26 protein-coding genes are annotated in these 24,778 nt (G+C 67.9%); 7 read left to right on the forward strand and 19 right to left on the reverse strand.

The window, feature by feature from the left end; all coding sequences use genetic code 11:
* The 7 genes from mnhG to OXG83_01585 are packed head-to-tail and all read right to left on the reverse strand — an operon-like array spanning position 1 to position 6,430.
* On the reverse strand, positions 1 to 363 hold the full coding sequence (mnhG, locus tag OXG83_01555) for a monovalent cation/H(+) antiporter subunit G (protein MCY3963696.1): 363 nt from the start codon (positions 361 to 363) through the stop codon (positions 1 to 3).
* The gene (locus OXG83_01560) at positions 360 to 638 is read right to left on the reverse strand and encodes a monovalent cation/H+ antiporter complex subunit F (GenBank protein MCY3963697.1); all 279 of its coding nucleotides are present in this window, start codon (positions 636 to 638) and stop codon (positions 360 to 362) included. The genes mnhG and OXG83_01560 overlap by 4 nt, the downstream gene beginning before the upstream one ends.
* Positions 638 to 1,129 carry a Na+/H+ antiporter subunit E gene (locus tag OXG83_01565; GenBank protein ID MCY3963698.1) on the reverse strand — a complete coding sequence of 164 codons (492 nt, stop codon included), beginning with the start codon at positions 1,127 to 1,129 and terminating at the stop codon, positions 638 to 640. The genes OXG83_01560 and OXG83_01565 overlap by 1 nt, the downstream gene beginning before the upstream one ends.
* 30 nt (positions 1,130 to 1,159) lie before the next feature.
* Entirely contained in the window at positions 1,160 to 1,612 is a 453-nt protein-coding gene (locus OXG83_01570; GenBank protein MCY3963699.1) for a hypothetical protein, read from the reverse strand.
* Positions 1,609 to 3,834: a S9 family peptidase gene (locus OXG83_01575; GenBank protein ID MCY3963700.1), complete on the reverse strand. Its 2,226-nt coding sequence runs from the start codon at positions 3,832 to 3,834 to the stop codon at positions 1,609 to 1,611. The genes OXG83_01570 and OXG83_01575 overlap by 4 nt, the downstream gene beginning before the upstream one ends.
* A gap of 13 nt (positions 3,835 to 3,847) precedes the next feature.
* Positions 3,848 to 4,891, reverse strand: coding sequence for an adenosine kinase (locus tag OXG83_01580; protein ID MCY3963701.1), 1,044 nt, complete (start codon positions 4,889 to 4,891; stop codon positions 3,848 to 3,850).
* Between the two features lie 6 nt (positions 4,892 to 4,897).
* Positions 4,898 to 6,430 carry an AMP-binding protein gene (locus OXG83_01585; GenBank protein MCY3963702.1) on the reverse strand — a complete coding sequence of 511 codons (1,533 nt, stop codon included), beginning with the start codon at positions 6,428 to 6,430 and terminating at the stop codon, positions 4,898 to 4,900.
* A gap of 73 nt (positions 6,431 to 6,503) precedes the next feature.
* Here OXG83_01585 and OXG83_01590 point away from each other — a divergent pair, with 73 nt between their 5' ends.
* From OXG83_01590 to OXG83_01600, 3 genes are all read left to right on the forward strand, one after another.
* Positions 6,504 to 7,562, forward strand: a complete 1,059-nt coding sequence (locus OXG83_01590) for a S1/P1 nuclease (protein ID MCY3963703.1) — start codon at positions 6,504 to 6,506, stop codon at positions 7,560 to 7,562.
* Between the two features lie 7 nt (positions 7,563 to 7,569).
* A complete protein-coding gene (gene thpR / locus OXG83_01595) occupies positions 7,570 to 8,130 on the forward strand; it encodes an RNA 2',3'-cyclic phosphodiesterase (GenBank protein ID MCY3963704.1) in 561 nt (186 codons plus the stop codon).
* Positions 8,131 to 8,260: 130 nt separating this feature from the next.
* The gene (locus tag OXG83_01600; protein MCY3963705.1) at positions 8,261 to 8,695 is read left to right on the forward strand and encodes an FxLYD domain-containing protein; all 435 of its coding nucleotides are present in this window, start codon (positions 8,261 to 8,263) and stop codon (positions 8,693 to 8,695) included.
* Here OXG83_01600 and OXG83_01605 read toward each other — a convergent pair.
* Genes OXG83_01605 through OXG83_01615 form a run of 3 tightly spaced genes read right to left on the reverse strand, consistent with a single transcriptional unit; the run spans position 8,692 to position 13,971 of the window.
* Entirely contained in the window at positions 8,692 to 9,648 is a 957-nt protein-coding gene (locus tag OXG83_01605; protein ID MCY3963706.1) for an alpha/beta hydrolase, read from the reverse strand. The genes OXG83_01600 and OXG83_01605 overlap by 4 nt on opposite strands.
* A complete protein-coding gene (locus OXG83_01610; GenBank protein ID MCY3963707.1) occupies positions 9,645 to 12,944 on the reverse strand; it encodes a sialidase in 3,300 nt (1,099 codons plus the stop codon). The genes OXG83_01605 and OXG83_01610 overlap by 4 nt, the downstream gene beginning before the upstream one ends.
* Positions 12,945 to 12,948: 4 nt before the next feature.
* Positions 12,949 to 13,971, reverse strand: a complete 1,023-nt coding sequence (locus tag OXG83_01615) for a D-2-hydroxyacid dehydrogenase (GenBank protein ID MCY3963708.1) — start codon at positions 13,969 to 13,971, stop codon at positions 12,949 to 12,951.
* 172 nt (positions 13,972 to 14,143) lie between these two features.
* Here OXG83_01615 and OXG83_01620 point away from each other — a divergent pair, with 172 nt between their 5' ends.
* Entirely contained in the window at positions 14,144 to 14,710 is a 567-nt protein-coding gene (locus OXG83_01620) for a hypothetical protein (GenBank protein MCY3963709.1), read from the forward strand.
* A 4-nt stretch (positions 14,711 to 14,714) separates the two neighbouring features.
* Here the strand turns inward: OXG83_01620 and rpsN are convergent, their stop codons facing one another.
* Positions 14,715 to 15,020 (reverse strand): 30S ribosomal protein S14, encoded by a 306-nt coding sequence (rpsN, locus tag OXG83_01625; GenBank protein ID MCY3963710.1) that lies wholly within the window; start codon positions 15,018 to 15,020, stop codon positions 14,715 to 14,717.
* A gap of 252 nt (positions 15,021 to 15,272) precedes the next feature.
* Here rpsN and OXG83_01630 point away from each other — a divergent pair, with 252 nt between their 5' ends.
* Entirely contained in the window at positions 15,273 to 17,006 is a 1,734-nt protein-coding gene (locus OXG83_01630; GenBank protein MCY3963711.1) for a PQQ-binding-like beta-propeller repeat protein, read from the forward strand.
* Positions 17,007 to 17,117: 111 nt separating this feature from the next.
* On the opposite strand, the gene OXG83_01635 is transcribed toward OXG83_01630, so the two are convergent.
* Complete coding sequence (locus OXG83_01635) at positions 17,118 to 17,837, reverse strand: hypothetical protein (protein ID MCY3963712.1); 720 nt, start codon at positions 17,835 to 17,837, stop codon at positions 17,118 to 17,120.
* Here OXG83_01635 and OXG83_01640 point away from each other — a divergent pair.
* Complete coding sequence (locus OXG83_01640; protein MCY3963713.1) at positions 17,827 to 18,456, forward strand: GNAT family N-acetyltransferase; 630 nt, start codon at positions 17,827 to 17,829, stop codon at positions 18,454 to 18,456. The genes OXG83_01635 and OXG83_01640 overlap by 11 nt on opposite strands.
* A 14-nt stretch (positions 18,457 to 18,470) precedes the next feature.
* On the opposite strand, the gene OXG83_01645 is transcribed toward OXG83_01640, so the two are convergent.
* Complete coding sequence (locus tag OXG83_01645) at positions 18,471 to 20,147, reverse strand: hypothetical protein (GenBank protein MCY3963714.1); 1,677 nt, start codon at positions 20,145 to 20,147, stop codon at positions 18,471 to 18,473.
* A gap of 125 nt (positions 20,148 to 20,272) precedes the next feature.
* Between OXG83_01645 and OXG83_01650 the strand changes: the two genes are divergently transcribed.
* On the forward strand, positions 20,273 to 20,752 hold the full coding sequence (locus tag OXG83_01650; protein MCY3963715.1) for a hypothetical protein: 480 nt from the start codon (positions 20,273 to 20,275) through the stop codon (positions 20,750 to 20,752).
* 9 nt (positions 20,753 to 20,761) lie between these two features.
* On the opposite strand, the gene OXG83_01655 is transcribed toward OXG83_01650, so the two are convergent.
* Genes OXG83_01655 through OXG83_01680 form a run of 6 tightly spaced genes read right to left on the reverse strand, consistent with a single transcriptional unit; the run spans position 20,762 to position 24,652 of the window.
* Positions 20,762 to 21,208, reverse strand: coding sequence for a hypothetical protein (locus tag OXG83_01655; GenBank protein ID MCY3963716.1), 447 nt, complete (start codon positions 21,206 to 21,208; stop codon positions 20,762 to 20,764).
* Positions 21,209 to 21,219: 11 nt separating this feature from the next.
* Positions 21,220 to 21,738: a hypothetical protein gene (locus OXG83_01660; protein ID MCY3963717.1), complete on the reverse strand. Its 519-nt coding sequence runs from the start codon at positions 21,736 to 21,738 to the stop codon at positions 21,220 to 21,222.
* Between the two features lie 8 nt (positions 21,739 to 21,746).
* The gene (gene mauD / locus OXG83_01665; protein MCY3963718.1) at positions 21,747 to 22,385 is read right to left on the reverse strand and encodes a methylamine dehydrogenase accessory protein MauD; all 639 of its coding nucleotides are present in this window, start codon (positions 22,383 to 22,385) and stop codon (positions 21,747 to 21,749) included.
* Positions 22,382 to 22,942, reverse strand: a complete 561-nt coding sequence (locus OXG83_01670; protein MCY3963719.1) for a hypothetical protein — start codon at positions 22,940 to 22,942, stop codon at positions 22,382 to 22,384. The genes mauD and OXG83_01670 overlap by 4 nt, the downstream gene beginning before the upstream one ends.
* Positions 22,943 to 22,949: 7 nt before the next feature.
* Positions 22,950 to 24,131, reverse strand: a complete 1,182-nt coding sequence (locus tag OXG83_01675; protein ID MCY3963720.1) for an amine dehydrogenase large subunit — start codon at positions 24,129 to 24,131, stop codon at positions 22,950 to 22,952.
* A gap of 2 nt (positions 24,132 to 24,133) precedes the next feature.
* A complete protein-coding gene (locus tag OXG83_01680; GenBank protein MCY3963721.1) occupies positions 24,134 to 24,652 on the reverse strand; it encodes a hypothetical protein in 519 nt (172 codons plus the stop codon).
* Between the last annotated feature and the right edge of the window lie 126 nt (positions 24,653 to 24,778).

A 24,778-nucleotide genomic window follows, 5' to 3' on the forward strand; every position in this document is an offset into this window, starting at 1 on the left:
TCACTCTCCGCCGGCCGCGGGGCCGGAGTCGCCGGGCCCTGGGTCGGTTTCTTCGTCGGATACGTCGAGTTCCAGCGCCAGGCCGTAACCGTGAGCTGCCTTGACCAGGGCGTGCGCGATGGCGGGGCTCGTGAACAGCAGGAACGTGAGCACCAGGATGAGCTTCAGGGTGACCATGGACACGCCGCCCTGGAGCATCAGGCCGAGAAGCATCAACCCGGCACCGGCGGTGTCGGTCACCGACGCGGCGTGGGTCCGCTGGTAGAAGTCCGAGAACCGGTGCAGGCCGATGCCGCCGACGATGCAGAAGAGCCCGCCGATCACCAGCAGGACCGCGGTTACGACATCCAGCGCGCCGGTCATCGGTCGGCCTTCCTGTCGTCGCGGCGGAGCCCGCCGAAGCGCGCGAAACGGAGCACCGCGAGTGTGCCGGTGAAGTTGACCAGCGTGTAGACGAGGGCCAGGTCGAGCCACTCGGGTCGCCCCATGAGGAAGCCGCTGACAGCGATCAGCAGCACCGTTTTCGTGCCGAACATGTTGACCGCCAGGATGCGATCGAACACGGTCGGGCCGATGGCTGCGCGCGCGAGCGCCAGGAACATCGTGACGACGATCGCGGCCATCGCTGCCAGGTACATCAGTCGGAAGGTCCTTCCAGGCGGAGCACGTCCCGGTCCATCGAGCCGTCCACGACGTCCGCCTCGCTCTCGGCGTCGAGTGCGTAGACGAGGAGTTCGCCCTGGCGCAGATCCAGCGTGATCGTGCCCGGAGTCAGCGTGATGAAGTTCGCGTAGAAGACCTGGCCGAACGACGTCTTCTGGCTGGCGCGAACGCGTCGCAAGCGCGGGTGCAGGTCGCTGCCCGGCGCCAGGATCAGCCGCACGACGTGGAGGTTCGCCAGGGCCACCCTGTACACGAAGGCGACCAGGAAGCGCGGCAGCCGCAGCCAGGCGGCGGGGCGGAAGAACTCCCAGTCGCCGCCGGCTTCCCGGTCGAGCGCCGCGTAGAGCCGCCAGACGAAGGCGACCGAGACCAGTCCGAAAACCAGGATCAGCCATTCATGAAAGGTGTAGGGCCCGGACAGGGACAGCCAGACCGCGGCCAGCAGCAAGAGCACCCCCCACCTCATCGCGGCGTCGTCCCGGATGCGTGCGTGGATCTACTCCGCATACGACTGCTTGCCCTTCACGACGGTCAGGGTCCACTTGCCTGTAGCCCGGATCCGGATCGGGTACACGCCTGCTTCGCTGTTGAAGAAGGTCGTGATGCCAGACCAGTTCGTCACGTTCTCGGAGATGTTGATCGGCGGCCCGATGGCGAACAGGCCCTCGTTCTCCGCGACGGTGACGGATGCGCTGTGATCGCCGCCGGCCATCTGGAATCTCACCGTCGCGTTCCCCCGGCCTTCGAGGCAGCCGACGCCGCAGGTCTTCGGTCGCGGCGGCGGGGGCGGCGGCTTCCAGGCCGGCTGCTCGGAAACCGCCTCGCGGGTGACCTCGACCGGCGTCGGCGACTCTTCGGCGCAGGCGGAACCGAACAGGAGCAGGCAGCCGGCGAGAGCGCACGAGCGCGCCGGGCCGAGGCCGAAGCCGTGGCGGCGATCCAGGCTCACTCGCCGCCGCCGGTCGACTCGATTTCCGGGGTTGCGCCGGCCTCTTCGCTCTCGTCGGTCCCTTCGGCCCAGGGAAGGTAGGCCGCGTAGTCGATCTCGCGGGGCGGCGGTTCGCCGCCGGGGCCTTTGAGGTAGTGCTCCATCCAGCGCAGGGTGCGCACCATGTAGTCGAAGCGCGCCGCGGAGCGGCGGTTGCCGTGTCCCTCGCCGGGGTACAGCACGAGTCGCACCGGGGCCTGACCGAGGGTCTTGAGGTGCCGGTACAGCTCCAGCGACTGGCTGGGATGGACCCTCGGATCCTCCTTGCCGTGGAGGATCAGGGTCGGCGTGCGGTTGCGCTGCACGTAGTAGATCGGGCTGCTCTTCTCGAAGTACTCCCAGTCCTCCCACAGCCGCTTGAGATGGTGAACCATGTGCATCTCTTCGGGAATGTCGGTCGTGCCCATCTTGGAGATGTTGTTCGAGATGCCGACGAAGGGGATCGAGGCGGCGAAGCGATCGGAGTAGAAGGTCGTTCCCCAGGCCGACGCGTAGCCCCCGTAGGAGCCTCCGGTGATGCCGACGCGGTCGCGGTCGACGAGACCGATCTCGATCAGGTGGTCCACGGCGGTGACCAGATCCTCGAACTCCTTACCGGCCGCGGCCGCCTGGCCGTGCTTCGAGAACTCGACGCCACGGCCGGTGCTGCCGCGGTAGTTCGGGTAGAAGGCCGCGAAGCCGCGGGCCGCCGCGAGCTGACCCAGGTTCGAGTAGCTCGTCAGCCAGCCGTTGCTGTAGTGGCTCTCCGGACCACCGTGCACGATCAGGATCAGCGGATAGCGCGTTCCCTCGTCGTAGTCGAGCGGGTAGATCAGCAGACCCTCGAGTTCGAGACCGTCCGGCGCGCGGTGCCGGATCGTCTCCTGGCGGGCAAGGGCGAGGTCGTCCAGCCAGGGGTTCGAGTTCGTCATCCGCACCGGCGCGGTCTGCGGGTCGGCCGGGTCGTATCGGTAGATCTCGCGCGGATGATCCGGGCTTTCCGAGACCAGGGCGAGCGCGCTGGCATCCTTGGCGCGGCTGAAGCTCAGGCTGATCGGACCGCCGGGCTCGATCAGGGTCGTCGCCTGTCCGGAAGTGGACACCCGGCCGAACGTGCTCCAGACGCCGACCGAGGCGCTGTAGAGGAGATGTTCGTCGTCCTCCCAGGCGAACGAGGCGACGTGACCCTCGAGGTCGGGCATCAGCTCGCGGAAGTCGCCGGCGGCACCGAACAGGATCAGCCGCCCGGCCGCCGGGTCGTTCGGGTCGGCGGCCGAGACGGCAGCGACCTGTTCGCCGTTCGGGCTGAACTCGACCTGGCCGAGCTTGCCGATTGCGCGCGTCGAGGAGACGACAGGGTAGTCGTCCTTCGTCGTGTCGACGACTACGACGGACTTGCTGGTGTAGGAGTCGTCGATCAGGGCGGTGGGCGTGGTGACGGCGGCGAGGCGTTCACCGGTCGGGCTCCAGACCGCGGAGAGCACCGATCCCTCGACCGCCTCGACCAGAACGGGCCCCTCGGCTTCGTCGTGGCGGTCGGCTTCGAGCGCGGGAACGTCGGCGACCCACAGCCGGGTCAGGGAACGGTCCTCTTCGTAGATCTCCTGGTTGAATCCCTGGTCGCGGAGCTTCTCCAGATCCTTCGCGGTTTCCTCACGGGCCAGGAAAGCGATCCGGCTGCCGTCCGGCGACAGGGCGTAGGAGCCGATGCCGACCGGGTGTTCGACGAGCTTGCGGCTCTCGCCGCCGCCGATGGGGATGCCGTAGAGGACGGACGCCTTGTCCGAGCCGCGGCGTGCCGTGTACAGGATCTCGCCGTTGCCCCGGAAGGTGGGCCGCCCGACGTTGACCCCGCCGGTGATGTAGGGCCGGGAGGAGCCGGGTTCGCTCATGTCGAGGACGTGGAGTTCGGTCCAGGACGAGCCGCTGTCGTCGTCGAGCGGCCGCCTGGGCACCGCCAGCAGATAGGCGGCGAGGCTGCCGTCCGGCGACAGTGCGACCGTGCCGACGCTTTGGAGGGTCGCCACGTGGTGCGGCTCGATCGCGTTCGTGTCCTGGGCTGGCGAGATGGTCGGCAGGAAGAACGCTACGACGGCGACGGCGACAGGGCACCACCTCGCGGCGGCCTTGGACCCCGGGCCGAGCGGCCTTGCGGCGGCCCGGAATGCGGTCGGAACTTCGATGCGGACGGTGTGCCGATTCATGTGCACTCTCCTGTCACTGGGCGACTTGCAGTGGCTGTTCGTGTTCGATCGCGGTCAGGCGTTCCCGGATGTCCGGCGACAACTTGACGCCCAGATGGGTGATCGTATCGGCGGCCATGGCGATGCCGATCTCGCAGCACGTGCGGATCGGCAGTTCGCGTAGCAGGCCGTAGAGGAAACCGGCGGCGAAGCAGTCGCCGGCGCCCGTCGTGTCAACCACCTCGACCCGGTGCGCGGGGACATGGTGGATCTCTTCCCCGCGCACCACCCAGGCGCCGCGAACTCCGTGCTTCACCGCGACGACCTCAATCGTCCGGGCCAGTTCCCGGGCCGCGGCTTCGGGTTCCAGGCCGGTCATCATCCGCGCCTCCTCGGCGTTGGCGAAGAGGATGTCGAAGCCGTGTTCCCTGTGACGCAGCAGGTGGTCGCGTGACCGGCCCACCGCGAAGGGGTCGGCGAGGTCGATGGCGAGCTTGGCGCCGGCGTCGCGGGCCACCTCGATCGCGTGTTCGATCGCGTCGATCTGGTTCGGCGTGTCCCAGATGTAGCCGGTGGTGAAGAAGATCCTCGACCGCCTGATGTCGTCCTCGGGCACGTGCTCCGCGCGGTACTGGCGGCAGACGCCGAGGTGCGTGTTCATCGTGCGCTCACCGTCGGGCGTCACCAGTACGACGGACGTTCCGGTCACGCCGTCGATCCGGGCAAGCCGGTTCCGGACCCGGCTCGCCTCGAGCCCCCGCTCGAACAGTCGGCCGACGTCGTCGTCGGCGACGGCCGAGCTGTAGCTGGCGTCGACTCCGAGCAGGGAGGCGGCGCGCAGCACGTTGGCGCAGGAGCCGCCGGCTTCGATCTCGGGCTGCAGGACTTCGCCGTCGCGGTTCAGGACGTGGTCGAGAATCGCCTCCTGCTCCACGGCCGAGACGAGCTTCATGATCCCCTTGTCGAGGCCCATTTCGTCCAGGTGCCGGTCTTCGACCCGCACCAGGAGATCGAGGATCGCGTTCTCGATCCCGGTGATCTCGAGGTCAACGGCAGCGGTGCGCGGCGTTCTCGCCACCGCGGGTCAGGCGTCTCCCCAGCGGTCCTTGACGGCGGCGCGGTCGATTTCGCCCTTGCCGGTGCGGGGTAGCTTGTCGGTGAAGATCACATCGCGCGGGCGCTTGAACCGGGCGATGCGCGAACCGACGTGCTCGCGGACCGCTTCCTGGTCCAGGCCGGCTTCCGGATCGGCCTCGACGACGGCCCGGATCGCCTCGCCCCAGCGGTCGTCGCTGACTCCGAACACGCAGGCGGAATGGACGGCGTCGATCTCAAGGATCGCGGCTTCGACCTCGGCCGGATAGACGTTCTCGCCGCCGGGCTTGATCAGCTCCTTCTCCGGCTTGCGGGCGACGTAGAACAGGTTGCCTTCCTCGTCGAAGCGTCCGATGTCGCCGGTGTGGTGCCAGCCGCCCCGGAAGGTGTGCGCCGTGACGTCGGGCTGCCCGTCGTAACCCAGAAACACGAGCGGTCCGCGGACGACGATCTCGCCGTCCTCGCCGGCAGGCACCTCGCGGTCGTCGTCGTCGACCAGGCGTACGCTGCAGAGTTCCGCCGCCTTGCCGGCGCAGCCGAGACGCTCGCGGGCGTTCTGGATCGTGACGAAACCGCTCGTCTCGCACTGTCCGAAGCCGGCCCAGAAGGTGGCGTCCGTCTCATCATGCAGCCGCTGCATCGTGTCGGGCGAGTCGAGGCCGGTGACGTGGCGGAGGCTGGCAAGACGGCTGCCGGCATCGGCGGCCGCGTCCAGCAGGGTGGTGAGCACCGGTGGGAAATCGCTGATCATCGTGATCGCGTAGCGGTCGATCAGCTCGACGGCCTGGACCGGGTCGTACTTCGCGGTGACCACGTTCGCGCCGCCCGCGTGGAAGACGCTCAGCAGGTGGCCGAGCGCCGCGATGTGGAAGAGGGGAAGCGCGACCAGGTTGCGGTCCGAGCCGTCGAGGCCGAGCGACGCGATCTCCTGCAGGTTGGCCCAGACCAGGTTCGAGTGGCTGAGCAGCGCGCCGCGCGGGATGACGTCGACGGCGGCGGTCGCAATGACGGCGAAGGGTTCGCCGGCGGAGACGTCGGGCCGCGGCAGGTCGTTTGCCGCGCCGGCGCCGGCGTAGAGCGAGTCCAGCGAAGCGTAGCCTTCCGCCGGATCGTCGCCGAACTGGAACCAGTGGGGGATCGCGTCATCGCCGGGGCCGCCAGGTACCGCGTCGAGGAAGTCGCTGCCTGTGACGAACGCCTGGGGCTGCGCCCGTTCGCGGACGAGCATCTCGATCTCCCCGGGCTGCAGCCGCCAGTTGATCGGGTAGACGACGATGCCCTGGCGGGCGCAGGCGAGATAGAGCTCGACGTAGGCCGCCGAGTTCTGGGCCAGCACCGCGAGACGGTCAGAGACCTCGAGCCCGAGGCCGTCGAGCCCCGCCGCCAGCGCGTCGACTCGTTCGCGGAGTTCGGCGAAGCTCCGTTCCTCGCCGTCCTCCGTGACCAGCGCGAGCCGGTCGCCGAACGCCGTCGCGTTGCGGACGAGAACGTCGTAGAGCGTGAAGTTCTGAACGTGGGACACGGTGTGCGGAGCTTCAGGCGGGGAGCGAACCGGCGCGCACTTTATCAACGGCATCCGCCGCTACACTCCGTCCATGCCTACACGACGATGGAATCTGATCGTCCTGTTCGCGCTCCTCCTGGCGCTGACGACGCCCGTTCACGCCTGGAACGACTTCGGCCACGAGGTCGTGGCCCGCATCGCCTGGCAGGAACTCGAACCTGAGGTCCGGAGTCGGGTCCTGGCGTTGTTCCGGCAGGCGCCTCGGGACAGCCTGATGCACTGTCTCGATCTGAACCAGGATCGGCGTCGGGGCTGCGGTCGGTTCGCCTACCGCCTGGGGGATGCCGAGAGCAGCGAAGACGGCGACCGGATCCTGTTCGAGCGGGCCGCCTACTGGCCCGACCTGGCGCGGCAGCTCGACAAGTACAACCGTCCGACCTGGCACTACATCGGCTGGACCTGGCGCCAGGGTGCCGACGGGACCGCCCACGACACGGATCTGCCGGTGCCCGAGCCGAATGCCGTGAGCCAGTTGGTCGAACTTGCGCGGTCCGTTGCCGATACGTCCGTTCGGCCGGGCAGGCGGGCCATCCACCTGGCCTGGATCTTTCACCTCGTCGGCGACGTCCATCAGCCGCTCCACGCCGCGTCGCGGGTCACCGATCGGCGGGACGAGCGCGAAGGCGACCGCGGTGGCAACGGCTTCGGTCTCGACGAGTGGAACCGGAATCTGCACGCCTTCTGGGACGGGGCCCTGGACGGCCGGTTCCGGGCCGGGCACCGGCGGCAGGCGCTTGCTCAGTTGACCTCCCGGGCCAACCGCCAACCGCCGCCCGAGCAGTTCTGGAGGGCCTTCGGCGAACTCCGCGACCGCGAGTACGAGGCCCGCAAGGACCGGGTCGCGGCCGAGGCTCGCGCGCGCCACCCGCTCGACGACGCGGTGCGGGCGAACCTCAAGTCCGGCGACTTCGAAGCCTGGGCACGGGAGTCCAACCAGATCGTCCGGAACACCCTCTATCCCCCCGACCTCATTCGCGGGGAAGCACCGTCCGGTGCCTACGCCGACCGGGCCTACGACATCTCCCTGCAGCGCGCCGCCCTCGCCGGCTACCGCCTGGCCGACCTCCTCACCAACCTCCTGGCGCCCTAGACGCGCGTTGCCCCGTCTGTTCGTTGCCCTCGACCTGCCTCCGGAGTTGAAGGCGGCCGTCCGAAGCCTGCAGTTCGGCCTTCGAAACGCCCGTTGGCTGGACGACGCCGGTCTGCATCTCACGCTGGCGTTCATCGGCGAGGTCGACGGCCCTGCCGTGGAGCGGGTCGAAGATGCTCTGGCCGAGGTCGAGGCCGAACCGATCCATGTCGAGCTTCACGGCCTCGGTTGCTTTCCCGGGCGCGGCGACCCGCGAGTGTTGTGGACGGGCGCGGCGCCCAAGGCCGAGCTTGCGGCCCTTGCCGCCGCTGTCGCGCGGGCCCTCCGGCGAGCCGGCGTGGCGCTGAAGCGCCGGAGGTTCACTCCCCACGTCAGTCTGGTTCGATTCCGCCGGCCGCCGCCGCGCGTTGACCTGGAGAGGTACCTGGCGACCCACTCCCTGTTCCGCAGCCCGGTCTGCGAAGTCGCGTCGTTTCATCTGTACTCGAGCATCCTGCACCCGTCGGGGGCGCGCCACACGATCGAGGCGACGTACCCGCTGGAGCGAAACGAAGACGGAGCCAACTGAGACGACTCCGCGGTCTCCCTCGGGCTGAGCGATGACAGGGCAACGACGGATGCTCTGGCACGTCGGTTGCACCCCGATTGTTCACGATGAACGACCTGTTCACGATGAACGAACAATGGGAGGAGACTCAATGAAGAAGATCTTGGTGCCGATGTTCCTGATCCTTGCCCTGGCGGCCTGCGACGACTTCCGCAGCCCCGCCGGGGTGGGAGAGGGAGCGGAAGGGAGCGGACACAGCGAAAGCGGTGAAAGCGGAGGAGAGTTGGGCGAGTCCGGAAACCGTTACAACCCTGGAGACACGGCCTACGAAAGCCGCCAGGGCGTCGACCTTGTGATGTCTCACTACAGGCCTGGCGACAGATTCGAGGGGACGATCACAAACACGACCGGCCGGCCGATCTCCAACGTCCGGGTGGAGATCCACCTGTCGAACGGAACGGAACTGGGCCCCACGCCGAACGTCACGCTGGCTGCCGGCGAGATGCTGGACGTCGAGCTCGACGCGGCGGGCCAGAGCTTCGCCTGGTGGTCGGTCCACGTCGAGATCGGCAGCAGCGGCTCCTAGTCGGCTGAAGGCAGCCGCTCCACGAAGCCCCGGATCGACTCGACGAGTTGATCCGGGGCGTCGTAGTGGACCATGTGGCCTGCCGCGGCGATCTCCTCGTGTTCGCCGTTCCGAAACAGGGAGATGCGGCGCGCGACTTCGGCCGGTTCAGGCGTGGCGTGCTGTTCGTCGACGCCGCGGCGGCTGCTCCAGAACTCGTTGGCGAGGGCCGCGGTGAGGATGAGGGTGGGGCAGGTGACCCAGCTCCAGCGTTCCTCCGAGGCTTCAGGCACGTTCGACATCCAGGTCATGACCACCTGGGGATCCCACTTCCACTCCAGGCCTCCTGAGGCGAGGGGTCGAGTGCCTAGATCGACGAACTCGCGGGCGCGGTCCGGATCGAGGCGGGGGTGGACGCGCTTCAGCAGGTCCCAGGCGTGGTTCCTGGACGCGACCATCCGGTGTTTGCGCGGGTGGGTCAGCGCTTCGATCCCCATCCTGGCCCGCTTCTGCTTGACCTCTTCGGGGAAGCGGTTCAGCGCATAGGGCGGACCGAGACCCTCGATCAGCACGATGGCCCGTGGCAGTTCGGCGAAGATGCCGGCCCACTGGGCGACGACCTGGCCTCCGAGGCTGTGCCCGATGACGAGCGGCCGCTTGAGTTCACTGTCCAGGAAGACGGCGTGCAGGTCGGCGATGTGGTGGGCCATCGTGTAGATGCCGGGATGGGCGCTGTCCCCGTGGCCCCGGAGATCGTAGGCCACCACCCGGTGGTCCGCCGCGAGCGCCTCCGCCACGGGTGCGAGCGTCAGGGCGAAGTCCTGGATGCCGTGGGCGAGGAGGATTCCGGGCTGGTCCGGACGGCCCCACTCGTAGACCTCGAGCTCGGTGCCGCTCGCCTCGATGCGGCGCCGCACCGGTGGGGCGGTCGCCGGTTCGACGCGAAGCGCGGTCGGGGCTGCGGCGGCGGTCATGGAGGAGCTACCAGTTGGAAGCCACTTTCGGCCAGGGTTCGGTTGAGGGTCGCCAGCGGGCCGGCAAGCGTAGCGTCGAAACGGTCTCGCTGCTCGGCGAGTTGGGCACTGAGCCGTTGCCACAGCGCGAGCTGCTGATCGGTCGGCCGGGCGTCCGCCTGTCCGACCGAGCGCGCGATGTAGGTGAGCCGCGCGTACAGCCGGCGCTGCCAGCGCAGACTGTCCTGGCCGGTGCCGGTGAGCCGCAGATCGAAGAAGGCCTCCTGGATCGCGCGGAGTTCCTCTATCAGCGGGGTGACGTGCGCCGCCGCTTCGGCCAGGTCGGCCTCGTCGCTTTCCCGCAGCCGATCTTCGAGTTGGCGCAGGTCGCGGCGGAGCCGTTCCGCTCCGTTGATCACCCGGGCCGCGGTTTCGATGCCGTCGCGGATCTCCGCCAGCAGGGCGTGCTGGGTGGCCAGGTCGTCGGTGGAAGCGGGTGAGTCCGGATCGAGCAGGAGGTCCATCTCGACCGCAGAGTTCGGCTCGACGACATCTTCCGCCTCGTCATCGGCCCCGGACCCGTCCTCACGGAGGACGAGTTCGAGCCGGTAGCTCCCCGGGGCCGCGAGCATCGAGAAGCGGCCGCCGTCCGGAAGCGGCCGCCAGCCCTGTTCGGGCATTTCCCAGTCGGGCCGTTCGTCCGGCTTCGTCATCAGCCGGACCTGGGTGGTGGGCTCGTGGCGGAGGTCCCAGTCGGTGCGGTGAAGGCCCGGTTCCGCCGGCAGATCGTCCAGGGCGCGGATCAGGTTGCCACGGGCGTCGCGGATACGGATCGTCGCGCGCCTCTGACTCTCGGCGTCCACGTTGGAAGGCGTTTCGCCGGAGGCGGTTGCCGGAATCCAATAGTGAAGCAGCGCGCCGTACGGCGGATTCGTGCCGGTCGCGGGAACGTCGGGTTGGGCCATCGGCGCGCCGCGGGTGCGGAAGCGGTAGGTGACGCGTGGTGGCAGCAGCTCGGGGCCGTCGTTGGACAGGCCGCGGGTGATCGCGCGTAGCGGGGTCAGGTCGTCGAGGATCCAGATGCCGCGGCCATAGGTGGCGACGACCAGGTCGTCGAAGTGCTCCTGAACCCCGATCCAGTGCACCGGCGCCGGAGGCAGGTTCGCCTCGCCGTCGCCACGGCGGGAGAGACGCTGCCAGCCGGTGCCGTCATCGAAGGAAACCCAGAGGGCGTTCTCAGTGCCCAGGAAGAGCAGCCCCGGTTCCTCCGGGTCCTCGCGGATCGCGTGGACGTTCGCGAGCGGGCCGCGCGGCAGGCCCGCTGCGAGATCGGTCCAGGTTGCGCCGTAGTCGTTTGTCCGGAACACGTAGGGGGTCGTGTCGCCCTCCTGGTGACGGTCGATCGCGACATAAGCCGTGCCGGCGTCGACGTTCGAAGGATCGATGTTCCGAACCGTGCCGAGAGGCGGCAGGCCGGGGAGGTTGGCCGTCACGTTGGTCCAGGATGTGCCGCCGTCCCGGGTCAACTGGACCTGGCCGTCGTTCGTGCCGGCCCAGATCAGGCCGGGCTCGATCGGGCTCTCCGCGATCGCGAACACGACCGGCGCGATCGTCGGGCCGGCGTCGTCGAAGGTCAGACCGCCGGTGCGGCGCATCAGGGCGGGGTCGGCGGTCGTCAGATCCGGCGAGATCCGCTCCCAGCTCTGGCCCCGGTCGCGGCTCCTGTGGACGAACTGGCTGCCCGCGTAGACGGCCTCCGGATCGTGCGGCGAGGTGGCGAAGGGGGCGGTCCACTGGAATCGGTACTCGAGGTCCGACGCGGGCGAACCCTCGATCGCCAGCGGCCAGACGCTGACGTCGCGGGCCTGGCCTGAGCGCAGGTCGTAGAGTTCGAGCTGGCCGTCGTAGCAGCCGGTCCAGACCAGGTCCGGGTCGGCGCGGTGGACCATCGAGAAACCGACCTCGCAGCCGCCGACCGAGTGCCACTCGCCGACCGGAATGCCCGCCGTGCGGCCGCCGTAGAGCACCCGGCTCGGTCCGCGCATCGAGGGCCCGTCCTGGCGGTTGCCGTAGACGTAGTAGGGCACCCGGTCGTCGGTCGACACGTGGTACATCTGGGCGATCGGCAGTTGCGGGCGGTACCAGGAGTGGCCGCGGTCGTTCGTGATGCTGACGCCGCCGTCATGGCCGACGATCCTTCGGTCCGGATCGACCGGATCGATCCAGATGTCGTGATGATCCCAGCCGGGTTGGTCGAAGCCCTCGGTTGCGAGGGTGCGGCCGCCGTCGAGCGAGACCGACTGCCGGGTGGCGACGAACGTGATCTCGTCCGCGCGGTCGGGCGCGGCGGCCATTCGCGTGTAGTAGAGCGGCCGGGTGATCAGGTTGAGGTCGCGGCTGATCAACCGCCACGAGTCGCCCCGGTCGTCGGAGCGCCAGAGGACGCCGGCGAAGGGATCGGAGGGAGCGAAGTCGCGGTTCGAACTCGTCTCGATCAGGGCATAGACGCGGTCCGGATCGTGGGCCGACACGGCGAGTCCGATCTTGCCCAGTGGCGGCTCGGGCAGACCGGGGCTTTCGAGAGGCGCCCACGTGGCGCCGCCGTCCCTGGACCGGTAGAGGCCGCTGCCGGGGCCGCCGCTGGTGCGGCCGGAGGTTCTGATCTCGATCTGCCAGGCGGCGGCGTAGACCTGCCGCGGATTGTCCGGCGTGTACGCGAGATCGATGATGCCGGTGTCGGCGTCGACGAACAGGGCGTGCTCCCAGGTGGCGCCGCCGTCGGTCGTGCGGAAGACGCCGCGACCTGCTTCGTCACGCTCCTGGGGCCCGTAGGCGTGGCCGAGTGCCGCGACCAGTGCGGTGTCGGGGTCTTCGGGATGGACGATGATCCGCCCGATGCGGCCGGTGCGGTCAAGGCCGAGGTGTTCGAAGCTGTCGCCGGCGTCGGTTGATCGATAGACGCCGTTGCCGATCGAGATGTTGCTGCGGATGAAGCTCTCGCCGGTCCCGACCCAGATCACGTTCGGGTCGGAGGGAGCGACCGCGATCGAGCCGATCGAGGCGGCTTCCTGGCGGTCGAAGATCGGCTCCCATCCGACACCGCCATCGTTGCTGCGCCAGAGCCCGCCCGAAGCGGCGCCGGCGTAGTAGGTCCGCGGATCGCCGGGGACGCCGGCGACCGCTGAAACCCGGTTACCGATCGGTCCGATGTGACGGAACGTGAATGCGTCGAGAAGCTGGGGCGGCGTCTCCGCGGCCGGCTGGGCGGCCGCGGCGGCAGCACAGAGCAGTAGGACGAGGAACGCTCTGTGACGCAACCTCCTAGTAGCCGACCTGCTTGTTGACGACGTTGCGGAGCGGTCTGCCGGTCGCGAAGCGCGTGATGTTGTCGCGTAGCAGCTTCGTCCGCCGCTCCTCCAGGCGATCGGAGATCGTCGCCAGGTGGGGCGTGATCGTCACGTTCGACATGGTCCACAGCGGGTGGTCGGACGGCAGCGGTTCGGGATCCGTGACGTCGAGGCCGGCGGCCCGGACCCTGCCGCTCGTGAGGGCGGCGACCAGGGCGTCCGTGTCGACGATCTTGCCGCGCGAGATGTTGATGAAGTAGACGTCCTGCTTCATCAGTTCGAACTGGCGGGCGCCGATCATGCCCTCCGTGGCCGGCGTGTGCGGCACGGAGGAAAAGACGACGTCGGCCCGGGGCAGCAGGTCGTCGAGTCCGTCCGGCTTGCCGACGTAGGCCACGTCGCGGTGGATTGGAATGTCCTTCGGATCGACGGCGAGCACGGTCATGCCGAAGGCCGCGGCCCGCTGCGCGATCTGGGTGCCGATGCCGCCCAGGCCGATCACGACGGCCGTCTTCCCGCGGAGCTCGATCATCGGCAGTTCTCGCTCCGTGTTCCAGCCCTCGGACATCTGGGCGTTGAACGCCTTCAGGTTGCGGGTGAAGTTGAGCAGCAGGGCGAAGGCGTGGTCGGCGATCTCCGGGCCCTGAATGATCTTCGCGTTCGTCAGCACGATGTCGCTGTCGCGCAGGTCGGGGATCTCGAGGAAGCCCTCGACACCGGCGGAGTTGCTCTGGATCCAGCGCAGCTTGCTGTCGGCGACGAGGTAGTTCTCGATTCCGCGGTAGCCCGCGATCAGACCTTCGCACTCGCCGGGATCGACATCGTCGCCGGACAGGAAGCGGAGGCCGGCGTGCTCGTCCTTCAGGTCGGCCAGGGCGTCGGCGAAGAACTGGGGCATGCAGATCGTCTGGGCAAGTGCCGGCGTGGCGACGACCAACGAACAGAGAACGAGGCTGAACAGCACCCGTCCGCGAACCTGAGCGCGAGGATCGAACATCGGCGGTGTCTCCCTGAGCAGTCAGTTCCGTCTCGACGAAACCTGTGTTGCGAAGGGGTGGATCGTAGCACCGGTCCGACGGTCGGAGGGGTGCTACGATCCCGCGCGCTCGAAGGCTTGGTTCAGCTTCAGAATCGCCCACTCGCATCAGACCAGAGGAGCCGGAAGCAAGATGACCACCGACCTACTCAAGGAGCGTGGCGACTCGCTCGAGGATGCCTTCTTTCGCAACATGGACCGCGAACTCATCGAGGGGTTGCGGGCGAAGAAGGAGCGCGAGGAGCAGCTCGACGAGCTGGCCGCGGCGTCGGGAATCGTGCACCGCGAGGTCCTCGGCGGTCTGCTCGACGCCGGAGTGCACGGCGAGGCGCTAGTGGCGGTGGGCCTCGTGCCGCTGATCGAAGTGGCGTGGTCCGACCATGCGATGGATGCGGGCGAGCGGGAGGCCATCCTGCAGGCGGCGCGCGAGGCGGGAGTGACCAGGGGATCGACCGCCGCCGGGCTGCTCTTCGCGTGGCTCGAGCGCCGCCCGGGCGTCGAACTGCTCGAGGCCTGGAAAGGCTACGCCTCGGCGCTGGTCGCCGAACTCGACGAGGCGGATGCCTCCGCGGTTCGCGATGACATCATGGGCCGCGCGCAGAAGGTCGCCGAAGCCGCGGGCGGCTTCCTTGGCCTCGGCAGCGTGTCCCGGGAGGAGCGGCGGATGCTGAACGAGTTGTCCGCGGCCCTCGGAGGCTGAACCCCTACCAGCTCGCCTTGATGACGCCGGGGAGCTCGCCGCGGAGAGCCAGGTCCCGCAGGGCGATGCGCGACAGGCCGAACTTCCGGTAGTAGCCCCGCGGCCGTCCGGTGACGGCGCAGCGGTTGCGCACGCGGACCGGACTGGCGTCGCGCGGGAGCTTGTTCAGCAGAAGCTGTGCCTCGAAGCGCTGCTCGGGGGGAAGGCGCTCATCCCTGACCAGGGCGCGCAACTCTTCCCTCCGTTCCCGGTACCTCTCGACGATCTTCTTGCGGCGCTCGTTCTTGGCGACCGATGCCTTGGTGGCCATATCTCCGTCTTTCCTCGCGTTGCGGATGCTCGCTCTCTTGCGGTGCACGCCCCGCCTGCATGGGCAGCGCGCGCATGAGGCGCGTACCCTAGCAGCTTTGTGCTCTGCGCGTCTCGGCCGGGGCGCGAACGGGAGGTTGACAGCGATGTGCACAGGTTCTCCAAGGTTCGCTAAGGAAAGTCCCTTGACGCCGCGGGAGGCACTCGGACAACGTGTAGCGACCCCAGGACATCGGACGAGGAGGCACTGATCATGGGCAGAGCATCGAAGTCGGGACGTTTCGAGGCAAGGGACGGACGCCGGCCGATCGGAAAAGGAACGGCCACGCTGCTCGCCCTCGGAGCGATGACGTTCGGCTCTGCCGCGCAGGGCTCCGACTGGCCGCAGTGGCGGGGGCCGAATCGCGACGGGCAGGCGGTTGGTGGCCGACTCCCTGCCGAACTTCCCGTGGCCCTCGACCAGCTCTGGAAGGTTCCGGTCGGGGGCGGTCAGTCCTCGCCCATCGTGGTCGGCGACCGCGTCTTCATTCACGCGCGGCAGGGCGAAGACGAAGTCGTGCTCGCCCTTTCGGCTTCGACCGGCGAGGAACTCTGGCGCCACAGCTACGCGGTTTCCTATGCGCCCAGAACCGCGGCAATCCAGTACGGCCCGGGTCCGAAGTCCACGATGCTGGCGGAAGGCGACTCGGTCTACAGCTTCGGCATCAGGGAGCGCCTCTTGGCCCTGGACGCGGACTCAGGCGAAGTACGCTGGCAGAAGACCTTCGACGACCTCTACACCGAGCCCTACCCGATCTGGGGAACCGCGTCGTCGCCGCTGATTGAGGGCAATCTGCTGATCGTGCCGATCGGCACGACGGGCAACGAGCAGCAGGGAGACGAGGGCGCCCTGATCGCCTACGACAAGACGACCGGCAAGGAAGTGTGGCGCGCCGACGGGCCGCCCGCGTACGCCTCGCCCGTGGCGTTCGATCATGGCGGGGTGCGGCAGATCGTGACGCTGGACGACGTGTCCTTCTTCGGCGTCGGGGCGACGGACGGCGATCCGCTGTGGTCGCTCCCCTTCACGACGGCCTTCCAGCAGAACACGCCCACCACGCTCCGCTACGACGGCAACTTCATCCTCTCGGGCTACCAGTGGGGGACCGCCGCGATCAAGGTCGAACCGCCGGCCAAGCCCGGCGGCGCCTGGGCCGTGAGCGAGGTCTGGAAGACGACCGACGCGGAGCTCTACATGGACTCGCCGGTGCTGGTCGGCGACCATCTGTACTTCCGCTCGAACAAGAGGGCCGGCACCTTCGTCTGTCTCGACCCCGCCACCGGGGAACTCGTCTGGCAGGGACCGGGCCGGTGGGCGTCGTACGCGTCGGTGATCGCGGTCGACGACCGCCTGCTCGTGCTCACGGACGAGGCGGAACTCAAGGTGATCGCGGCGGATCCGTCCGGATACAGGGAACTGGCTTCCTGGGAAGTGGCCGACAGCACGACCTGGTCCCATGTGGCGCTCTCCGGGTCCCGGGTCTTCGTGAAGGACGAAGAGCACCTGGCGGCTTTCGATCTGGCTTCTACGCGGGTCACGGAGGCGGGGGACCAGCCGGCCCGGACGACCTCCGCTCCTGCTGACGTGGCCGCCGGGTCCAGGGAGGACACGGAAGCCGTCAAGGTCGCGGTGCGTGCGATGCTGAAGGCCATGGCGGAGGGCGACATGGACCTCATGTGGACCTACCTGGGCGAGGACTTCAGGTCCTACAGCGGCGCCGACAAGGATGTCTTCCGTGACTACCTCGGGTCGACTGCCGGTAGCAAGACGCCGAGCGACGAGATGGTGGTCGAGTGGGAGAATGGCACGGCGAAGGTCACCGGAACAAGGTGGATCACCACCACCGGGCTGGACTTCGGACTCGAGATGCTGGTGAACAGGCGCGACGGCAGGTGGCTCGTCACCTGGATGGACTTCGACTCCAGGCGCATCCATGGCCAGGAGTAGCGGCGCCAGGAGTCTGCGTCGCGGAACGCAGCGAAGCGAGGCCTGCGACGCAGGCTACTGGTGAGGTGGGGGCTGGGGCCAAACGTGGAGTCTGCGACAGGTTTGGCGGCTCTAGAGCCGGCGGCGCACGACCATTGCCACTTCGGCCAGCTCGTCGAGAGTGAACCCCTGATCGCAGAGGTCCCGCAACGCCGCTGCGACACCGTCGCCGTGCTCCCCGGCGAGGACGTTGGGGAGGCGGTCGCGCAGGTCGCGGTCGCACCAGCGCGCGACGGTTTCGAAGCCACTGTCCTCGTAGATCGACGCGGGGTGACCGCCCATGAAGACGCCCAGGGGACGGAAGGGAGGCACCGCCTTTGCGACGGTCGCCTCGACGCCGGCGGCGTCGGCCCAGCTCACGAACTCCTCGAGCAACGCCACGCCGATGCCGCGTCCGTGGTAACGGGAATCGCGGGCGTCGCCGGCTTCCAACTGGCCGACGTGGTAGCAGAACAGGTTGAGTGTGCCCGGCGGCAGGGACGGGACGCTCGCCTGGCCGAAGTCGCCCCAGTACAACGGATCCATGATGCCTGCGGGAGAGCGTAGTGCCGGGTCGTAGCGGCGGAACTGGAGCTGGCCCACGTGCTGCTCACCGTCGAAGGCGAGGATCGCGCTCGCTCCGAGAGCCGCGATCCGGGCCCGGACCTCGTCTTCAGTGCCCTGGCAGTCGATCGGGGCGCGGCCGACATCGGCCATCCTCATCGGTCGGTAGTGGATCACCGCTGCCGAAGCTATCGTGTTCACATCTACGTTGATGACAACCAGGGAAGGGAGCGCAGCGATGGAGATCATGCAGGCAACCGAGGCTCACGCCCAGAAGTGGGCGGACGAAGTCGCGGACCTCGTCTACGAGACCGGGCCGACGACCTACGAGTACCAGTTCGGAGGGCGGGAGTTCTACGACGAGATCGTCAAGGCCTCGTGGCCCTTGGCGGGCACGCTGTTCGGCTACGACTGCACGACGATCGCGGTCGAAGGCGAGGAACTGCTTGCGATCGAAATCGGCTTCCGCGGTCCGGAGTTCGCCACGCGCAAGAAGACGCTGGGCCCCCTCTGGGCGCCGCTGATCGAGTCGGGTCGGGTGACGAGGGAGCAGCTCGGCGAGATCGGACGGGCCGCCTATCTGGCCAGCTACCTGAATGTGGCGATTCCGTCGGCGGTCTACTACGTGCACGCGCTCGCCGTGGTGGAGTCGCGGCGCGGTGAGGGGATCGGCAAGCAGTTGATGCACAGGGCGATCGACGACTCGAAGAAGGAGGGTCTTCGCGGTCTGCACCTCGACGTGCTTTCGGACACGCCCGCGGTCCACTTCTACAACTCGCTGGGCATGGAGTGCCTAACCGAAACGGTGGCGCCCGTCCCCCACCAGCACGGCATCCCGATGGAGATGCGGATGTCGCTCGACTTCTAGCTGAGGAGGCCTCGCTACGGGTCGTTCGGCCTGCTGCCAGGCGGGAAGAAGAGGGTGCCCAGGCCCTTCTCCAGTTCGGCGCAGGCCGCGGCTTCGCCCATGTTGCAGGCGGTGGAGAGGAGGTCTTGGGCCCGGGGGATGTCCTCCGGCACGCCGTGGCCGTGCACGTGGGCGTAGCCGAGCAGGAAGCAGCTCATGCTCTCGCCGTCCTCGCAGCCGGCCGGGAGCTGTTCGATCGCGTCGGACACGCCGGCGGAAGTCATCGACACGTTGCCGTCGAACACGGCCTGGATGACGACGTTCTGGCAGCCTTTGTGGAAGCCGTTGCGACACGCCTGGTCGAAGTAGGAGACACCTTCCAGCGGGTCGAGAGGCACCACCTCTCCGCGATTGAACAGCACCCCCAGCATGTTGCACTCCTCGCCGCCGCCGTTGTTGCAGGTGAGTTCGAGTTTCGTGACCAGGTTCTCGCAGGCGAACCGCTTGCCTTCGTCGCAGGCGGTCTGCCAGTACTTGAAGTCGTCGCCCTCGTGCGCCTGGCCGACGAAGTTCGATGCCAGCATCCAGCCGAAGAGCCCGATCCAGACGGCCATGAAGGCGTAGTTCACGCGGCGCGGCTTCGTCGCCTGAAGCAGAACCGCGAGGCGGAAGCTCTCCACGCGGCGCGGTTTCCCGAGCCGGTCGAGGAGCGGCACGCACAGGTTGAGAACCGGTACGAACAGGAGCTTGTCGTAGAAGAGGGGGACATCGACCTGGCGGAGGAACTCGAACAGGCCGAAGACGCTCAAGCCGTAGAGGGCACCGAACACCGCGCTCCCCAGCCTGCTGCGCGGTGACGTCGACGGATCGGTGACGAGCAGGTGAAGGCCGAGAAAGACCGCGATCGGAATGCTGGCGTCGACGAAGAAGTGGACGCCGGTGACGCTCGAGTAGATGAGGTTGGCGACGACCAGGGCGGCCGCCGCGAACAGCGTCACGATCGTCACCGAGAAGAAGAACTGGACGACCAGTCCGGCCATGAAGATCGCGACGTACATGTGGGGTGCATTGGCCAGGGTCGTCGCGATCTCGGCGCCCCAGGTGAGGTCCGTCGTCCCGGAGAGGATCAGACCGAGCGAGAAGACGGAGAGAGCGAAGCCCGACGGATTGAAGATGTGGCGCTTGCGGCCGTCCCGGTTCCAGCGGAAGAACTCCTTGCCCAGGATGCCGACGGCGATCATCGCGAACTGGAGGTAGAACCACTCCTCCTTGAAGCAGAGGAAGAAATTCGTGCTCAGGATGATCGGAAACTGCCCGAAGCCAAGGTGCCAGGTCTTGCGCCTCGACCAGCCGACGAGCATGTCGAAGGCGTAGGCGAAGACGATCTGCGCGACGATCAGCGCCGCCTGGTGGCGCATCTGCTCCCAGTAGAAGGCCCAGTAGACGTAGATGCAGGTCTGGACGAAGGCCTGCACGTAGTGCGACGGGATGAGGGAGACCTTCAGTTCCAGCTCACGGCCGTCCTGGCCGGAGTTGGCCAGCAGACGACCATGCAGAACCGCGAGCACCGCGCAGGCGGCCCAGAGCGACCAGGTCAACTCCGTGCTCGCGCGAAACTGCGGGAGCAGTGAGAACGCAAGCAGCAGGAGGGTGAAGGACGCCGGCAGCCACCAGGCCGGCGGTAGCCGCTGGACTTCCCTGATGTTGGCCATTCGGGACCTCTTTCCCTTTGACACTATAGGGGAGGACGATGCGAGCAAAGGCGAGAAAGCGTCGGCGTCGCTCATGGGCCCTAAGCGTGGTCCTTGTGCTGGTGGCGCTTGGAGCCGGGGGAGTGTTGGCGAGCCGCGCTATCCGTGACAGCCGCGCCATAGCGGCTCTTGACGACGCCCTGGTGACGAGCCGGATTCAGGGTAGGACCCAGGAAACGAGGCGGCGCTTCGAACGCCTGATGGAGGACTACCGCGGCAGCCGGGCGGCATGGGCCGCGCATGGACACCTGGGCGAGCTGGAGGCGGCGAACGGTGGGTTCAAGGAGGCGCGCGCCCTCTGGCAGCGGTTGGCCGAGGGCGGACCGGCCGACCTGGCGGCGGACGCGGAGATGAGCCTGATCCTCCTGGACCGCGAGCAGGGCCGGTTCGAGGAACTGGCTGAGAGGTTGGAGAGCCTGGTCGAGAGTGGCGGGAGCCACCTGCCGGAGGACGTCCTCCTGTTCGAACTCGCTCAGACCCTCGAGCAGTTGGGGCGGTACGAGGAGGCCGGCAGAATCCTGCGCTTCCAGGAGATCGCGCCGGAGGCGCCTCGCGTGCGGAGGTAGCGGGCGGCCTTACTCCTCGGCCGGCGTGCCCTGGATCTCGGCGATGATCTGACGCCGCACTTCAGTTGGGTTGGTGACCGGTTGGCTACGCAGCCGTCCGACTTCAGCGGCCTCGTAGGGCTTCAGATCCTTCGCGTTCTCGGGATCGAAGCGCCTGACGATCCAGTTCATCAACCTGGCCAGGGCCTCGTCGTCGATCAGAGCCTGGGAGGCGCCGGGCACCTGGATGAGATAGTCCCGCCACTCGGGGCTGGCGATGAACTTGCCCACCTCGCCGGGCAGGGGAGGGACCGTGCCCTCCACGCCGGAGCCGTCGGCCATGTGGCAGCCCTGGCAGTGCAGCATGTAGTCGAGGTGAGCGAGTCGGTAGGTTTCCGCGTCGTCCGCCTCGGCCCCGGCCGCGGCCGCACTCGCGCACACGACGAGGATCGTGAACAGAAGGAGCGGGCGATGCACTTCGTGGAGTCCTACTCGGCGACGGAGAGAATACGGGACATCGTGCAGTGGTAGCCGAACGGAGCGCCGCCGTTACCGCACCAGAGGACGGAGTTCGAACGCTGCGGGTGGTAGCGCATCGTGTCGCCCTCGTTCGTGTTGCAGTAGCAACGCTGGCACGGGAAGGCGCCACAGCAGTCGTGGTAGGCGACGACGTAGCTCTTGCCGTCGGCCGGATTGAGGCATGTGCCGGTCCAGGTGATGGGTGCCGCCTTGGACCCCGGCGGGCAGGAGTTCGTCGAACCGCCGCAGCAGCCGCACAGCCAGCCGTCGACCGAGCAGTATGCCCAGTAGTCGCACTGCATGGGATCCTGCATGGGTTCGGCCGCGTCGTCCGCGGCTTCCTGCGCGAACGTCCGGTCCACCGGCAGCAGCGGCAGCAGAACGCCGCCGGCGATGGCGCTGCCGATGGAACCCAGCACCGATCGCCGGGAGGTCCTGTCGGCCAGACGGGTCGCCGCGCGAATCGAGATGTTGTCGAACCAGTTCATGGCAAACCTCACGATGGTTGTTGTGAACCCCCTGCGATGAGCACCCGGCCTTCTTCCTGGTGCTCGAGAAACTCCTGTATCGAACTGACGCCCAGCCTCTTCGCCTCGAACAGGCTCTCCACGTGCTCCCGGCTGTTCGTGAGCCCCTGCGCCGCGACGAACCCGTTCTCGTCGAGCAGCACGCCGTACGGGAGCTTGCCGATCTCGTAGGTCATGCCGAGTTCCGGCGAGAGCACGTAGGCGAAGTCGTCGAGCCGGCTCCTGTTGCGAAACTCAGCATGCTGCGCCGGATCGCCGTCGCTCGCGAAAACGAGTCGGAGCCAGTTCGACTCGTCCCGCGCGATGGATCGGAGCGCCGGAAGGAGCTGGGCGCACACCGGGCACTTGGGCGTAAGGAACGTGATCAGCGTACTTCTTCCATCCGGATCGGGAGCACCCAGGACGATCGCTTCTCCGTCCAGGGTGTCGAGTTGGAACTCCGGCGACTTCTCGCCGACCCGCACCGTCTTGCTCAGGGCGAGCGCGCCGACCGGGCCGATCCGCTGGTGGATCACGCCGACCTGGCGGGCGAGCGCGAACGTCACCACCGCCAGGCAGAGAATCGCGAAACCCATGATCGCGAGCAGGATGGCGACGGAGGTCGTCAAGACGTTCCCTCCCGGAGCAACCCGTGGTTCGCGATGAGCACGTCCGCCGTAGCGTACATGGCGATGGCGAACAGGCCGAGCGAGAAGGCGCCGACATGGTCGGCGAACTCGAGCGGCCGCGCGGCGGCCTCGGGCGCCAGCAGTAGGCCGACCGCGATTAGCACGAGATTCCTCAGCACCAGCGCCCATCCCGCCGGCTGTCCAACCGTTCCGGCCCACGAGCAGCCGCAGTCCTCGGGCGCGATGCCGCGGAGGACGCTCACAGCCATGCCGAGCGCGTAGAGGCCGAGCAGTCCCGCAACCAGCCCGGCGGCCGCAGGTCCCGAGGGGTAGACGGCGCAGAGCCCGGCGGCGACCAGTTCCGCTCCGATCAGGCCGGCTGTGACGACGGCGGCGAGCGCGGGCGAACGCGGCAGGCCGAAACTCCGCAGATAGCTTGACGCGATCGTCGCGGTCGTCCGCAGGTCGCGCATCTTGTGCACGGCGGTGCCGAGAAACAGCAGCGTGAGCAGAACTCGCGCGGCGATCTGGACGACCGGGTCGATGGCAAGGCTCATGGACGAGTCAGTCCCAGGGTTGCATCAGGACGAGGACGCCTCTGACTTCCACATCGGGGTTCAGTGTGCGCGTCAGCTCGCCTGTGTTCGCGTCGTAGATGTCGACGTGGCTGTAGGTCGAGACATAGAGGAGCGGCGCGTCGTCCTGGCTCACCGCAACCGCGGCGGCGGCCTTGTCCATCTTGTAGCGCGCCAGCCGTTCACGGCTCTCGATGTCGAACACCCAGGTCTCGAAACCGAAGCCGCGGTGGAAGTCGTAACCGCCGGGCTTACGCTCGAGATCGGGCACGGAGGACATCAGCAGGAAGAGACGGCCGGAGGCTTCGTGGATCGCCATGTGCTGGTTCGGCGCGGCGGGCACCCAGACCCCCGCGTCGTCCTCGTCGCGGAACGTCCAGGGCTCCTGGAAGCTGATCTCGCCGCCACTCGTGTCGACGGCGTGCATCACGCCGCGCACCGAGGCGAAGTACCACACGTCCCCCGACCTGGCGCCCGTGGGGTGGAGGGGGTCCCCCTCGGCGTCGAAGAAGCCCGGGTGGGTTTCTCTTCCGCTCTCGGCGCCGTTCTCATCCAGGTCGACGGTCAGCACGGATCCGTCGCCGCATAGCGACAGGAACCGGCGGGATCCGGCCGCCATCGTGTGCGCGCAGCCGCCGGTCTCGATCTCGCCGACGTACTTCCGTTCCTGGAGGTCGACGACGCCGAAGCTCAGGGCGGGCGTGAAGAACGACTGGATCAGGAAACGGTCGTTGTCCGTCAGGGTCGCCAGGTTGCTGCTCGCCAGCCCCCGCATCGCCTTCGGCGGGTCGATCGGGATCTCCCCCTTGATCTCGAGCGTCTTCGCATCGAAGATCTCGACCACCTCGACGAGATCGCCGTGGTAGCCGCGCGTCATGTAGACGGCGTGGTTGTAGATCTCGTCGCCCGAGCTGGGGATCTGGGGCAGGAGGCCCTGGTAGCCGAGTTCGATCGAGCCGAGAAGCGTACCTGAGTCGGCATCGATGAGGTCGGCGTGCGCGTAGTTCGCGAAGGACGCGATCCAGACCCAGTGCGCGCCGTCCGGCTTGTCCGGCAGGGTCGCGGTGAGCAGGGGCTCCGGCAGGGAAGCCGGATCGATCTGTGCCGAAGCGGGAACTCCGGCGAACCCCATCGAGGCGACGAGCGCCAGCGCGAAGAACGTCCTCTTCATACCTATTCCTTTCGGGTCCAGAACAGTTCGTACTCGGTTTCCCAGGTTTCCCCGCCGTCGGTTGAGAGCACGGAGAGTTCGCGCAGCCGGCCGTCGGGAAGCGTGAAGAAGCTGAAACGGCCGATCGTCTCCTCGTCGAGGTCGGCGGTCTCGAAGCGGAACTCGTTCTCCACCATGTTCCCGTTCTCGAATCGCATCCGCTGTCCGCCGGGCTTCCCCGAGCCGGCGAGATAGCTCCAGTTGTCCTGCGTGTCGCTGTAGACGAGCAGACAGAAGAAGTCCCGAATGCCGTCCATGCGGGTCATCCACTCTTCGACCAGGTAGCAGCCTTCGGGCCCCAGCTCCCACACGACCTCGGCCATCAGCGTGCCGTCGCCGGTGTGGACTTCCCATTCGCCGACCAGGTGATGAGCGGCCTTGCAGGCCGGGTTCGCCACCTCGTGGGAGTCGGCGGCCGCTGCCGAGGCGGCAAGGAGCGTGACCGTTGCGGATCCGCAGGCGAGCAGTCGCGCCAAACCCATGTCGTTCTCCTCCGGAAGGCGTGGCCCCGGTCATGCCGGGGCCGCCTTCTCAACCGTGTCCTGATCGAGTCACTGTGTCCGACACCGTAGGGGAAGTCAAGGCAGATCGGGGCATTTTCAGGTTCG

The organism is Acidobacteriota bacterium, assembly GCA_026707545.1.
Lineage (GTDB): Bacteria > Acidobacteriota > Thermoanaerobaculia > Multivoradales > Multivoraceae > Multivorans.